This window comes from Streptomyces malachitofuscus (assembly GCF_055571035.1).
The window spans coordinates 285,157-298,428 of the sequence record NZ_JBVIGA010000006.1 but is presented as its reverse complement, the minus strand read 5'-3'; the positions used below and the strand labels follow the sequence as shown (position 1 = coordinate 298,428).

At 71.6% G+C, this 13,272-nt stretch carries 13 protein-coding genes; 8 read left to right on the top strand and 5 right to left on the bottom strand.

Translation table 11 applies throughout. The features are described 5' to 3' along the window. The first annotated feature begins 54 nt into the window (after nt 1-54). The gene (nucS, locus tag ACZ44S_RS11730) at nt 55-726 is read left to right on the top strand and encodes an endonuclease NucS (RefSeq protein WP_466927290.1); all 672 of its coding nucleotides are present in this window, start codon (nt 55-57) and stop codon (nt 724-726) included. A gap of 76 nt (nt 727-802) precedes the next feature. Here the strand turns inward: nucS and ACZ44S_RS11725 are convergent, their stop codons facing one another. From ACZ44S_RS11725 to ACZ44S_RS11715, 3 genes are all read right to left on the bottom strand, one after another. Then, nucleotides 803-3,334, bottom strand: a complete 2,532-nt coding sequence (locus ACZ44S_RS11725; protein WP_466927287.1) for an ATP-binding protein — start codon at nt 3,332-3,334, stop codon at nt 803-805. Nucleotides 3,335-3,594: 260 nt separating this feature from the next. Then, complete coding sequence (locus ACZ44S_RS11720; RefSeq protein WP_190161637.1) at nt 3,595-3,918, bottom strand: STAS domain-containing protein; 324 nt, start codon at nt 3,916-3,918, stop codon at nt 3,595-3,597. A 164-nt stretch (nt 3,919-4,082) separates the two neighbouring features. Beyond that, nucleotides 4,083-4,931, bottom strand: a complete 849-nt coding sequence (locus ACZ44S_RS11715) for a 3-hydroxyacyl-CoA dehydrogenase family protein (protein ID WP_466927284.1) — start codon at nt 4,929-4,931, stop codon at nt 4,083-4,085. 220 nt (nt 4,932-5,151) lie between these two features. Here ACZ44S_RS11715 and ACZ44S_RS11710 point away from each other — a divergent pair, with 220 nt between their 5' ends. Continuing rightward, entirely contained in the window at nt 5,152-5,826 is a 675-nt protein-coding gene (locus ACZ44S_RS11710) for a maltokinase N-terminal cap-like domain-containing protein (protein WP_466927489.1), read from the top strand. Nucleotides 5,827-5,832: 6 nt separating this feature from the next. On the opposite strand, the gene ACZ44S_RS11705 is transcribed toward ACZ44S_RS11710, so the two are convergent. Continuing rightward, nucleotides 5,833-6,468, bottom strand: a complete 636-nt coding sequence (locus tag ACZ44S_RS11705) for a TetR/AcrR family transcriptional regulator (RefSeq protein ID WP_466927281.1) — start codon at nt 6,466-6,468, stop codon at nt 5,833-5,835. Between the two features lie 91 nt (nt 6,469-6,559). On the opposite strand from ACZ44S_RS11705, the gene ACZ44S_RS11700 reads away from it, so the two are divergent. Genes ACZ44S_RS11700 through ACZ44S_RS11690 form a run of 3 tightly spaced genes read left to right on the top strand, consistent with a single transcriptional unit; the run spans nt 6,560 to nt 8,691 of the window. Beyond that, nucleotides 6,560-7,342: an ABC transporter ATP-binding protein gene (locus ACZ44S_RS11700; protein ID WP_466927278.1), complete on the top strand. Its 783-nt coding sequence runs from the start codon at nt 6,560-6,562 to the stop codon at nt 7,340-7,342. 13 nt (nt 7,343-7,355) lie between these two features. Next, nucleotides 7,356-8,105, top strand: a complete 750-nt coding sequence (locus tag ACZ44S_RS11695) for an ABC transporter permease (protein WP_466927276.1) — start codon at nt 7,356-7,358, stop codon at nt 8,103-8,105. Between the two features lie 13 nt (nt 8,106-8,118). After that, nucleotides 8,119-8,691: a cob(I)yrinic acid a,c-diamide adenosyltransferase gene (locus ACZ44S_RS11690; RefSeq protein WP_466927274.1), complete on the top strand. Its 573-nt coding sequence runs from the start codon at nt 8,119-8,121 to the stop codon at nt 8,689-8,691. Between the two features lie 16 nt (nt 8,692-8,707). Here ACZ44S_RS11690 and ACZ44S_RS11685 read toward each other — a convergent pair whose 3' ends face one another. Then, entirely contained in the window at nt 8,708-9,292 is a 585-nt protein-coding gene (locus ACZ44S_RS11685; protein WP_466927271.1) for a hypothetical protein, read from the bottom strand. Between the two features lie 152 nt (nt 9,293-9,444). Here ACZ44S_RS11685 and ACZ44S_RS11680 point away from each other — a divergent pair, with 152 nt between their 5' ends. The 3 genes from ACZ44S_RS11680 to ACZ44S_RS11670 all read left to right on the top strand — a co-directional run bounded on the left by ACZ44S_RS11680 (nt 9,445) and on the right by ACZ44S_RS11670 (nt 13,232). Next, nucleotides 9,445-10,635, top strand: coding sequence for a sensor histidine kinase (locus ACZ44S_RS11680; protein ID WP_466927268.1), 1,191 nt, complete (start codon nt 9,445-9,447; stop codon nt 10,633-10,635). Continuing rightward, entirely contained in the window at nt 10,635-11,276 is a 642-nt protein-coding gene (locus ACZ44S_RS11675; protein WP_190161632.1) for a response regulator, read from the top strand. Before ACZ44S_RS11680 ends, ACZ44S_RS11675 begins: the two co-directional genes overlap by 1 nt. 135 nt (nt 11,277-11,411) lie before the next feature. After that, nucleotides 11,412-13,232 carry a glycosyl hydrolase family 18 protein gene (locus ACZ44S_RS11670; RefSeq protein ID WP_466927264.1) on the top strand — a complete coding sequence of 607 codons (1,821 nt, stop codon included), beginning with the start codon at nt 11,412-11,414 and terminating at the stop codon, nt 13,230-13,232. The last annotated feature ends 40 nt before the right edge of the window (nt 13,233-13,272 follow it).

Below are 13,272 nucleotides of genomic sequence, written 5' to 3'. Positions count from 1 at the left end.
TGGCCCGGAGGGCGAATCGCCTCGACCCCGGTCGGTCGAGTAGCGTTGCCGACCATGCGTCTCGTCATTGCCCGCTGCTCCGTGGACTACGCCGGGCGGCTCACCGCGCACCTGCCGTCGGCACCCCGTCTGATCCTGGTCAAGGCGGACGGCAGCGTCTCGATCCACGCCGACGACCGGGCCTACAAGCCCCTGAACTGGATGTCGCCGCCCTGCACGCTGAAGGAGGGCACCGGCGAGGACGACGGCGTCTGGACCGTCGTCAACAAGGCGGGCGAGAAGCTCATCATCACGATGGAGGAAGTCCTCCACGACTCCTCGCACGAACTGGGCGTCGATCCCGGCCTGATCAAGGACGGCGTGGAAGCGCACCTCCAGGAGCTGCTCGCGGACCGTATCGAGATCCTGGGCGAGGGCTACACCCTCATCCGCCGCGAGTACATGACCGCGATCGGCCCGGTCGACATCCTGTGCCGGGACGCCGAGGGGCGGACCGTCGCGGTGGAGATCAAGCGGCGCGGCGAGATCGACGGCGTGGAACAGCTGACGCGCTATCTGGAGCTGCTCAACCGCGATCCCCATCTCGCCCCGGTGCGCGGTGTCTTCGCCGCCCAGGAGATCAAGCCGCAGGCCCGGGTCCTCGCCACCGACCGGGGCATCGGCTGCCAGGTGCTCGACTACGACGCGATGCGGGGCATCGAGGACGACAAGCTGCGCCTGTTCTGAGCGGTACGCCGCGGGGACATGGTCCGAGGGCCGGATTCCGTCACGGAATCCGGCCCTCGGGCATGACGGCGGCCGGTCACATCACCGACGGCGAGCCGCTGGGCGTCCCCGCGCCGCTGCTCTGCGGGGCACCGGCGGAGGTGCTCGTCTCCACGGGGGTGGAGGGGGCGGTGCCGCCGGCGGAGTCGCTGGTGGACGGCTCCTCGGGTGTCGTGGGCTCGGTCTCGGTCGGCTCCGGCGTGGGCTCGGTCTCGGTCGGCTCCGGCTCGGATTCGCTCGGATCGGGCGAGGTGGAGGTGGGCGGCTTCGTCGTCTTCGTGGGCTTCGACGTCGGGGACTTCGACGGCGACTTCGTCGGATCGCCCGGCTTCTTCGTGCCGCTCGGCTCGTCCGACGGCTCACCCGAGGTGTCGGCCGTGGGCGTCGGGTCGTCCGAGGTGCCCAGCGTGCCGTCCGGGCCCGGGTCGGTCGGCCGGCTGGTGGCCTCACCGGTGTCCCCCTCGTCCCCGGCCGCCGGGTCGGCGCCGAGGCTGCCGTCGTCGATGCCCTGGCTCGCGGACGGGTTGACGCCGACGTTCTCCGACGGCGTACCGGCGTCGTTCTCGGACGTGGCGCCCAGGGTGACCACGGTGCCCAGGACGGCGACGAGCAGCGCTCCCGCGCCGGCCGCCACCAGATTGCGCTTGGCCAGGCCCTTCAGGCCGCCGCCGGCCTTCGCCGCCGGCTGCGTGGCCGGCGAGGGCACCGTGCGGCTGATGATGTGGGCCGTGTCGGCGGGCGGCTGGAGTGCCGGGAACGCCGTGGGCACCCCGCGCGGCGGCGAGGCCGACTCCTCGACGTGGACCTCGGGCACCTCCTCCCCCGCGGTCGCCATGAGGGCCAGCGGGGTGCCGGAGCGGTCGGCGACCAGGGCGAGCGCCCTCCGCCCCGCCACGGTGCCGCGCTTGTCGGCGAGGGCGCCGCGCAGCCCGATCGACGCCTCCAGTTCGGCGCGCGACCGGTCGAGCTGTCCGGCGCACAGCGCGTGGATGCCGAGTTCGTGGTGGAAGTAGGCCTGTTCGCCGACGTCCCCGGCGAGCCGGGCGGCCTCCGCGCCGGCCCGCAGCGCCTTCTCCCAGGCGCTCCAGTGCAGCCCCGAGGCGAACGCGGGCGCGGCGGTGCGGGCGAGCTGCACGGCGGTGCTGGGCTCGCCCTCGGTGGTGGCCGAGGTGAGGGGCGACAGCACGGCGAGCGCGGCCAGTACCGCGTCGGCCTCGGCGCACACGCGTTCGGGGGTGACCGAGGGGTGCCCGGTCCACCAGGCGTAGTGCTGGGCGGCGGCGCGTGCCTGGGCCTCGGCCTCGGCGCCGTATGCGGCGGCCTCGAGCTGGGCCGGCACCCCGGCGGCGAGGCGGTAGCGGGCGCCGACCGGGGAGACCAGCCCGCAGGCGGCCAGTTCACCGAGGGCGGCGTCGGCATGGGTGTCGCCCACCAGGGCGGGCAGATGCGCCTGGTGGGGCACCTCGCCGCCGAGCGCGACGGCGAACCGCAGGGTGGCGCGGGCGGACGCGCTGAGCCGGGAGGCGAGCAGCGGGGCCGGCGCGGCGGCCTCGCCGAGCGAGGGCAGCGGCACCTCGTCGCCGTCGGCCGGGTCGAAGGGGGCCTCGTCGGGCCGTACGTCCTCGAAGACACCGAACTCGTCGACGGCGCTGGTGCCGGCCCGCAGCCGGTCACGCTGCCGGAGCAGGGCGCCGGCCTGGACGAAGCGCAGGGGCAGGCCCTCGGACTCGAACCAGAGGTCACCGGCCCAGTTCGACTCGTCCTCGGTGAGGCGGCGGCCCACGGCGTGCTCGAGCAGGTCGAGTCCGGCGGCGCGGTCGAGACCGGAGAGGGTGACCTCCTCGATGCCGGCGTCGGCGGAGGGCTCGGGCACGTCCGGGGTGGCGGCGAACAGGAACGCGCACTCGGGGGTGGCGTCCAGCAGCTCGTCGAGGGCGGCGGCGCCGAACTCCAGGTCGTCCACGACGACGACGGCACCGATCTCGCGCACGCAGCTGACGAGTTCGTCCCGCTCCGGGCGGTGCAGCGGCGCGCTGTACACGGCGTAGAAGAGGTCGTGCAGCAGGTCGTCGGCGGAGCGGCGGAGGCCGTTCAGCCGGACGACGCCGTCGGGCGCGAGGTCCGCGCAGTCCTCGGCGACGACGTCGAGGAGCCGGGTGCGGCCGGAACCGGCCGGGCCGACGAGGCGTACGGAGCGGCCCCGGGCGAGCAGCCGGACCAGCTTCTCACGCTCGTCCTGACGGGCGAGGAGCGGCAGCGTGGGCTGCGCGGGGCCCGGCGGGACGGGCGGCTGCGCGGCGCGCTCCACCTCGGCGCGCTCGGCCTCGGTCAGCTTCACCGGGCGGGCCGGCCGTTCGGCGGGCGGGCAGGGCTCGATCTCGCTGCCGTCGACGGGGTTGACGGTCAGCAGGAAGTCGCCGGAGACCAGCTGCACCGTGCGGGCGAGCGCGGGTGCGTGCTGTCCGAAGTCGGAGGTGAGGGATTCCCGGGGAGGACGCTGACGCGGCGCACTGCTGTCACTGTCGTGGCCGTGGCCGTACTCCTCGGGTCCCGTGTTGTTCGGGTCCATAGGTCCTAGCCCCCCAAAAGCGTCGTGGCTGAAGCCCTCCCCGGCCTCGCTGCACACCGCGCTGTCGCTTCTGGTCCGGGCCCGCTCGAGGGTTGCAAGGCAGCGGGCAGCCGAACCCTAAACCTTCGCTCAGTATCTACGACAGTCCGGGGTACCGCGCCGTCCGAGACGTCACAGTCTCGTGAGGATTGTGCACGCGTCGCACGGTTCGCCGAGGTCGGCACGGTTGTGCAGGCCGTCCGTCGCCCACCCGTACGGCCTCACACGCGGGGCAGCGTCTCCACCCCGATGCCCCCTTCGATCGCCAGGATCCGGTGCAGCCGGGTGGCCACCAACAGGCGCTGCATCTGCGGCGGCACGTCGCGCAGCACCAGGCGCCGGCCGCACCGGCCGGCCCGTCGGTGGGCTCCCATGATCACGCCGAGTCCGGTGGCGTCCCAGGAGTCCAGTTCGGACAGGTCCAGCACCAGGTCGCCGACTCCGTCGTCGACGGCCGAATGCAGGACCGTACGGGCGTCCGCCGCGCTGCGGACGTCGAGGCGGCCCCCGACGACCAGCTCGGCGTGGTCGCCCCTGATGTGCATATGCGCTCCCCGTGATACGTCTCGTGCTCCGCGTTTTCCGTGCTTTCCGTCAGGCCGGTGATGCAACCTCTGACTGCGTGGCACCCGCAGAGGTTGCTGCCTGTAAGCGAACCGATACCGAATTCACCCCGGCGTGTGATGCACGCCGGGGCGAGTGCGCGGTGTCAGTGCTCGTAGAAGCCCTGCCCGCTCTTGCGCCCGATGTCACCGGCATCAACCATCCGGCGCATCAGCTCGGGAGCGGCGAACTTCTCGTCCTGGGACTCGGTGTAGATGTTGTTCGTGGCGTGCAGCAGGATGTCGACGCCCGTGAGGTCGGCGGTGGCCAGCGGTCCCATGGCGTGGCCGAAGCCCAGCTTGCAGGCCAGGTCGATGTCCTCGGCGCTCGCGACGCCCGACTCGTGGAGCTTGGCGGCCTCGACGACGAGGGCGCAGATGAGGCGGGTGGTGACGAAGCCGGCGACGTCCCGGTTGACGACGATGCAGGTCTTGCCGACGGACTCGGCGAACTCCCGCGCCTTGGCGAGGGTTTCGTCGCTCGTCTTGTAGCCGCGGACCAGCTCGCACAGCTGCATCATCGGCACCGGCGAGAAGAAGTGGGTGCCGACGACCCGCTCCGGGCGCTCCGTCACGGCCGCGATCTTGGTGATCGGGATGGCGGAGGTGTTGGAGGCGAGCACGGCGTCCTCGCGCACGATCTTGTCGAGGGTGCGGAAGATCTCGTGCTTGACCTCGAGCTTCTCGAACACGGCCTCGACGACGACGTCCGCGTCCGCGCAGGCGTCCAGGTCGGTGGTCGCGGTGATCCGGGCCAGGGCGGCCTCGGCGTCCTTCGCCTCCAGCTTCCCCTTGTTCACGAACTTGTCGTACGACGCCTTGATCCCGTCGGTGCCCCGCGTCAGCGCCTCGTCGGTGACATCACGCAGAACGACGTCCCAGCCCGCCTGTGCGGAGACCTGGGCGATACCGGATCCCATGAGACCGGCCCCGATGACGGCGAGCTTGCGTGCCACTGTGCGACTCCCCTGATACGCGCTGTTGTTGTTCTCTACGGGCGGACACTAGCGGGCACCAGGGTCTCTGTGACTGACTTAGTAACGCGTTTCACGTCTCACGGAGTGAGACTCCCGTCACGTCCCGCATCCCACCCGCCTTGCGGAACACCAGGGTTGCGGGCACCGGCGGATGCCAGGGTGGGAGGGCATGACCGCCCGACCGGAGGAGACCCTCGGCATGGCCGTGATCCACCGCACCACCCTCGCACCCACCAAGCTGGAACTGCTGGCCTCCTGGCTGCCCTCGCGCCCCTGGTTCCACGGGGACGGCAAAGGGCCACGCCTGGCCAGGGCCGGCGGCTTCCGCCTCGACGACCCGAAGGGGGAGGTCGGCATCGAGTTCATGATTGTCACCGACTCCTCGGATCCCGGCTCCGGCTCCGCTCCGGACGCCTACCTGGTGCCGCTCACCTACCGCGGCGCTCCGCTCGCCGGAGCGGAGCACGCCCTGGTCGGCACCGCCGACCACGGTGTCCTCGGCCGGCGCTGGGTCTACGACGGCTGCCACGATCCGGTGGCCATGGTCGAGTTGGCCGCGCTGATCGAGGGCCGCGCCGAGGCCCAGGCCCAGAGCGTCAGCGACACCCCCGACCGGGAGGTCACCCACGCCTTCGCCGGTGAGGGCCCGGTCCCCGCCCACTTCGCCGCCGCCGAGGACACCCCGGAGCACACCGAACTGTCCGCGCCGGACGGCACGGCGCTGCGGGTCCTGCGCACGCTGCGGCCGGCTCCGGACGGCTCGCCGCTGCCCGGTCCGGGGGCGGCGGGTCATGTGGCGGGCGCCTGGGAACAGCCCGACGGCACCCGCGCCCGGGGCCTGCTGTGCGTCCTGCGGACCACTCCCGCGGCGTAGGCCGGCTCAGCCGCGCACCGCGTAGCCGAGCACCCGGTCGCTGAGCAGTTCCTCGATGTCGTCGACCAGGGTGAGCACCTCGCGCGAGACCTCGGCCGGTGCGCGGCCCTTCATCATCTCGCGGCCGATCGTGACGAACACGGTGCTGTGGATCCAGCAGATCTGACCCGCCACCAGCCCCGGCAGCGGGTCCTCGGGGGCGGCGCCCGTCTCCTCCCGGAGCGCCGTCTCCAGGGTGTCCTGGACCTCCTGCTGCAGGCTCCACAGGCGGGCGCGCAGCTGCGGGGAGTCGTGGATGACCCGCATGAAGCGGTCGTAGCCGTCCATGAGGCCGACCCGGGGGGACACCGCCTCGATGTCGGCGCGCAGTTCGCGCAGTACGGCATGAGCGGCCGACTCACCCGTGTCCCGGCCGCGGACCCAGCGGGCGAGCTGGTCGACGACACCGCTGGACCGGTCGAAGAAGAGGTCCTCCTTGGCCGGGAAGTAGTTGTAGACCGTGTTCACGGACACGTCGGCGGCCTCGGCCACCTCCGCCATCGTCACCGTCACGAAGCCGTGTTCCAGGAAGAGTCCGGTGGCGATGTCCGAGATCCGCTGCCTGGTCTCGCGCTTCTTCCGCTCCCTGAGTCCCTCTGCCATGGCCTCATCGTAGGCACGCCCGAGGACGAGTGACATCCATTGCAAACTTGGAGGCATTGAAAAATTTAAGTCCCTCTGTTTTTCTTGCTCCATGACCATCATCAGTACGGCCGGCCTGGCCCGTACCTTCCAGACCAAGCGCGGCCCGGTCGACGCGGTGCGCGGCATCGACCTGAGGGTTCGCGAAGGGGAGATCCTGGGCTTCCTCGGCCCCAACGGCGCCGGCAAGACCACCACCCTGCGGATGCTCACGACCCTGCTCGAGCCGACCGGCGGCGCCGCCACCGTCGCCGGCCACGACCTCGCGACCGACCCGGCCGGGGTGCGGCGCGTCTGCGGTTACGTGGCACAGTCCGGCGGCGTCGACCCGCAGATCACCGTGCGGGAGGAACTGGTCACCCAGGGGCGGCTCTACCGGCTCACCAGGGTTCGGGCAGCCGAGCGCGCGGAGGAGCTGGCTCGCGACCTGGACCTCACCGGACTGCTCGACCGCAAGTGCGCCGCGCTCTCCGGCGGCCAGCGGCGGCGCCTCGACATCGCGATGGCCCTCACCCACCGCCCGAAGGTGCTGTTCCTGGACGAACCGACGACCGGACTCGACCCCGGCAGCCGCGCCGACCTCTGGGCACTGGTGCGGCGGCTGCGCGACGAGCACGGCACCACCGTCCTCCTTACGACCCACTACCTCGACGAGGCGGACGCGCTCGCGGACCGGCTGGTCGTCGTCGACGGGGGCGTCGTGGTCGCCGAGGGCACACCGGCCGCCCTCAAGCTGCGGTACGGCGGCTCGGCCGACGCCTCGCTCCAGGACACCTTCCTCGCCATCACCGGGCGCAGCGCCTCCCCGGCCGACGCCGCCCCCGTAGCCGTATAGGACACCGACACCCATGCTGCTCCACGACACCGCGCTCATCTACGGGCGCTATCTGCGCCAGTCCCTGCGCTCCCGCTTCGCGCTGCTGTTCGGCGTGCTGATGCCGCTGCTGTACCTGCTGTTCTTCGGCCCGCTGCTGACCGGTCTGCCGCTCGGCGGGCAGGGCAGCTCCTGGCAACTGCTGGTGCCGGGGCTGCTGCTGCAACTCGGCCTGTTCGGGGCCTCGTTCGCCGGCTTCTCGATCATCATCGAGAAGGGCCAGGGGGTGGTCGAGCGGATGCGGGTCACGCCCGTCAGCCGCCTCGCCCTGCTGCTGGGCCGCGTCCTGCGGGACGCCACCGTGTTCGTCTTCCAGGCGGTGCTGCTGGTCCTGGCCGCGCTGGTGATGGGCCTGCGGGCTCCCCTCGCTGGGGTGCTGGTCGGCTTCGCCTTCGTCGCCCTGCTGACCGTGTCCTTGGCCGCGCTGTCCTACGCGCTCGCCATGCGAATGGACACCCCGCAGACGTTCGGGCCGACGATCAACGCCCTGACCATGCCGTCGATGCTGCTGTCGGGCCTCATGCTCCCCATGACGCTCGGTCCGGCCTGGCTCGACGTGCTGTCCCACCTGATGCCGTTCCGCTATCTGGTGGACGCGGTGCGGGACGCCTACGTCGGCATGTACGCGACGGCCCACATGCTGTACGGGGCGCTGGTGGCCGTCGCTTTCGCACTGCTCGCCGTGACAGTGGGCACACGCGTGTTCCGGACGGCCGGAGGATAACTAGGCTGACCTCATGGTCAACCTGACGCGTATCTACACGAGGACCGGCGACAAGGGCACCACCGCGCTCGGTGACATGTCCCGGGTCGCCAAGACCGATCTGCGGATCTCCGCCTACGCCGACGCCAACGAGGCGAACGCGGTGATCGGTACGGCGATCGCGCTGGGCGGTCTCCACGAGGAGGTCGTCGAGGTCCTCACCCGCGTGCAGAACGATCTGTTCGACGTCGGCGCGGACCTGTCGACCCCGGTGGTGGAGAACCCGGAGTACCCGCCGCTGCGGGTCGAGCAGTTCTACATCGACCGGCTGGAGGCGGACTGCGACCGCTTCAACGAGCAGCTGGAGAAGCTCCGCTCCTTCATCCTGCCCGGCGGTACCGCCGGTGCGGCCCTGCTGCACCAGGCCTGCACGGTCGTCCGCCGCGCCGAACGCTCCACCTGGGCCGCCATGGAGGCACACGGGGAGACCATGAACCCGCTCACCGCCACCTACCTCAACCGTCTCTCCGACCTGCTGTTCATCCTGGCGCGCATCGCGAACAAGGAGACGGGCGACGTGCTGTGGGTCCCGGGCGGGGAGCGCTGAGCCGGCGCTCCCCGGCTCAGCGCCGGACGCTCTCCTTCTCCCCCGCGGCCCGGCCCGCGAGCTCGCCGGCCGGGGCCCGCTTCGGCCAGATCCAGTAGGCCAGGGCCACCAGGCCGTGGATACCGGCCGCCCGCCAGGCCGTGAAGCGCCAGGCTTCGAGGGAGGTGGTGCGGCCCGGGTCGTCGACGTACCAGATGGCGAGCTGGAGCAGCACGGTCGCCACGACGGCGGCGGTCAGCGTGCCCAGCCAGACCTTGGTCTCGTGCCGGGCGCGCGCCATGCCGTAGCGCGGCGGGCCGAGCGGCTTGGGCGCACCGCCGAGGCGGTGGGCGGCGTGGCCGTCGAGCCACTTCACCGTGCGGTGGCCGTGGCCCACCGTGTAGCCGATGTAGAGCGCGGCCAGCCCGTGCGTCCAGTTCGGTTCCGCGCCGTTCTTCAGGTCGAGGGCGGTGACGATGAGCAGCACGACCTCCAGCAGCGGCTCGCACAGCAGCAGCGCCAGACCGGTGCGCGGCATCTTCAGCAGGTAGCGGCAGGCCAGTCCGGCCGCCAGCAGCACCCAGAAGCCGATCTCGCAGGCGGCGATCAAGGCGACGATCACGGTTCGCTCCTCTCGGTCACCCTTTCAGGCTCCCGTCCGGACCGGCCGGACGCGTCGCCCCCGCCGATGAACTCGCGGTACATCGAAAGATGCAGTCCAGGACCGTCCCCGCGGATCAGGCGCCGGGTGCGCGCACCGTGTTGGATGGTGCCATGGCCGTACGACTGCCCCGTCCTCCCCGCTTCGACGTGTGGGTCGCGCTCGCCGGGCTCGCCGGCGGGCTGCTGCTGTGGGGCTTCGGGCTGGGCGTGCGGCCGGACGACGATCCGGTCGTGCTCTTCGAAGGCCGCTGGCCGCTCCTCGTGCCGCTGGTGATGATCAGCGGCTGCGAGCTGCTGCGGCGCACCGCCCCGCGCACCGCGCTGGTGATCGGCACGTCGGCGCTGGCCGGGGACGTCATGACCCAGGGCAGTATCGCCACGATCGTGATGTACACCGACCTCATGTACGCCGCCGTCGTGTACGGCACGCCCGCCACCGCCCACCGTCTGCCACGGATCACGGGCGTCCTCACGGCCGCTGCGGCGCTGGTGCCCTATGCCGTGTGGCGAGTGCCGGAGGCGCTGCTGTTGGGTGTCGCCGTCGGGGCCGTGTCGTTCGCGCCCGCGTCGACCGGCCTCATCGTGCGCAACCACCGTGACGCCGCGGACGCGGCCCGGCTGCGGGCCGAACAGACCGCGCTGCTGGCGGAGATGGACCGCACCCAGGCGGTGACCGCGGAACGGGCGCGGATGGCACGCGAGTTGCACGACATGGTCGCCAACCACCTCTCCGCGATCGCCATCCACTCCACGGCCGCCCTCTCCCTGGACAGTCCCGGGACCTCCAAGGAGGCGCTCACGGTGATCCGGGAGAACAGCGTCCAGGGGCTGTCCGAAATGCGACGGCTCATCGGCATCCTGCGCGACGGGGCCGACGACCTGGAGCCCGCCGCGACCCCCACCCTCGACAGCCTCGCCACCCTGGTCGAGGGGGCCCGCGCCAACGGCCTCGACGTCACCCTGGACGCCGAGTACGACGCCGTCCCCGCGCCGGTCGGACTCGCCGCGTACAGGATGGTGCAGGAGTCGCTGACGAACGCGCTGAAGCACGGCGCGCCGGGGTGGGTCACCGTGTGGCTGCGCCGGCCGGAGGAAGCCCTGGTGCTCCGGGTGACCAGCCCCTACGGCGGCCGGGACACCCCCCGGGCGCCGGGGTCGGGGGCCGGTCTCGTGGGCATGCGGGAGCGGGCGGCCCTGCTGGACGGCACGTTCGAGGCCGGGCCGGAGAGCGGCCCGGAGGGCAAGCTGTGGGTGGTGCGTGCCACCCTCCCGGTCACCGACACCGTGCAAGGAGACACCTGATGATCCGCGTCCTGGTCGCCGAGGACCAGTCCGCAGTCCGCGCGGGACTCGTCCTGATCCTGCGCAGCGCGCCCGACATCGAGGTCGTGGGCGAGGCGGCGGACGGTGAACGGGCGGTGGCCCTCGCCCGCGAGCTCCGTCCCGACCTCGTACTGATGGACGTCCAGATGCCGCGGCTGGACGGGGTGTCGGCGACCCGGCAGGTGGTCGGGGAGGGGCTCGCCGATGTGCTGGTGCTGACCACGTTCGACCTCGACGAGTACGTGTTCGGGGCGCTCAGGGCGGGGGCCGCCGGATTCCTGCTGAAGAACACGGAGGCGAAGGACCTCATCACGGCGGTGCGCACGGTGGCGGGCGGCGAGGGCATCGTCGCCCCGGCCGTCACCCGGCGGCTGATCGCCGAGTTCGCCGCGAAGCCCGCACGGCCGGTGACGGGCGATCCGGCGGTGCTGGACTCCCTCACGCGGCGCGAGCGCGAGGTGTTGTCGTGTCTCGGCGAGGGGTTGTCCAACGCGGACATCGGCAGGCGGCTCGACATGGCCGAGGCGACGGTGAAAACGCACGTCAGCCGACTGCTGGGGAAGCTGGAGCTGCGCAGCCGGGTGCAAGCGGCGGTGCTGGCTCAGGAGTTGGGCGTCTAGCGGAGGACCGGGGAGACAACGAGGCAAGTGGTCCAGACCTATTGACCCGTGGTCCAGACCTTTCTATTCTCGCGGCACTGCGGATGTGATGGCTCAGTCGCATCCACAACGGCTTCTCCCCAAAGGAGGCGCAGCATGCGCTTCAGACACAGAGCCGCGGCGGGCTTCGCAACCCTGCTGCTCCCCCTCTCCGGCCTCGTCGCCCTCGCAACCCCCGCCCAGGCCGCGACCTCGGCGACCGCCACCTACGCCAAGACCCAGGACTGGGGCTCCGGCTTCGAGGGCAAGTGGACGGTCAAGAACACCGGTACGACGACGATCAACTCCTGGACCGTCGAGTGGGACTTCCCCTCCGGCACCAAGGTCACCTCCGCCTGGGACGCCACCGTCACCAACTCCGGTGACCACTGGACCGCCAAGAACGTCGGCTGGAACGGCACCCTCGCCCCCGGGGCGTCGGTCAGCTTCGGCTTCAACGGCAGCGGCTCCGGCTCCCCCTCCGGCTGCAAGCTCAACGGCGGCAGCTGCGACGGCACTTCCGTCCCCGGCGACGAGGCCCCCTCCGCGCCCGGCACCCCGACCGCCTCCAACGTCACCGACACGTCGGTGAAGCTGTCCTGGTCGGCGGCCACCGACGACAAGGGCATCAAGAACTACGACGTGCTGCGCGACGGCGCCAAGGTCGCCACGGTCACCGGCACCTCCCACACGGACAGCGGCCTGACCAAGGGCACCGACTACTCCTACACCGTCCAGGCCCGTGACACCGCCGACCAGACCGGTCCGGTCAGCGGCGCGGTGAAGGTCCGCACCACCGGTGAGACCGAGGAGCCGCCCCCCGGTGACAAGGTCAAGCTCGGCTACTTCACCGAGTGGGGCGTCTACGGCCGCAACTACCACGTGAAGAACCTGGTGACCTCCGGCTCGGCCGCCAAGATCACCCACATCAACTACGCGTTCGGCAACGTCGTGAACGGCCAGTGCAAGCTGGACGACTCCTACGCCGCCACCGACAGGGCGTACACCGCCGACCAGTCCGTCAGCGGCCAGGCCGACACCTGGGACCAGCCGCTGCGCGGCAACTTCAACCAGCTGCGCCAGCTGAAGGCGAAGTACCCGCACATCAAGGTGCTGTACTCCTTCGGCGGCTGGACCTACTCCGGCGGCTTCGGCCAGGCCGCGCAGAACCCGGCCGCGTTCGCCAAGTCCTGCAAGGCCGTGGTGGAGGACCCGCGCTGGGCCGATGTCTTCGACGGCATCGACATCGACTGGGAGTACCCGAACGCCTGCGGTCTGACCTGTGACACCAGCGGCCCCGCGGCCTTCAAGAACCTCTCGCAGGCCCTGCGTGCCGAGTTCGGCCAGGACTACCTGGTCACCGCCGCCATCACCGCCGACGGCTCGAACGGCGGCAAGCTCGACGCGGCCGACTACGGCGGCGCCGCCCAGTACCTCGACTGGTACAACGTGATGACGTACGACTACTTCGGTGCCTTCGACAAGGACGGCCCGACGGCGCCCCACTCGCCGCTGACGTCGTACAACGGCATCCCCCAGGAGGGCTTCAACTCGGCCGCCGCCATCGCCAAGCTGAAGGCGAAGGGCGTCCCGGCGAGCAAGCTGCTGCTCGGCATCGGCTTCTACGGCCGCGGCTGGACCGGCGTCACCCAGTCCGCCCCCGGCGGCTCGGCGACCGGAGCGGCCCCCGGCACCTACGAGGCCGGTATCGAGGACTACAAGGTCCTGAAGAGCTCCTGCCCCGCCACCGGCACCATCGCCGGCACGGCCTACGCCCACTGCGGCAACAACTGGTGGTCCTACGACACCCCGTCGACGATCGGCGGGAAGATGTCCTGGGCCAAGAACCAGGGCCTGGGCGGCGCCTTCTTCTGGGAGTTCAGCGGCGACACCGCGAGCGGTGAGCTGGTGAGCGCCATCGACAGCGGACTGAGGTAACCGGCACAGCCCCGCACCACCGTCACAGGACCGCCCCCGG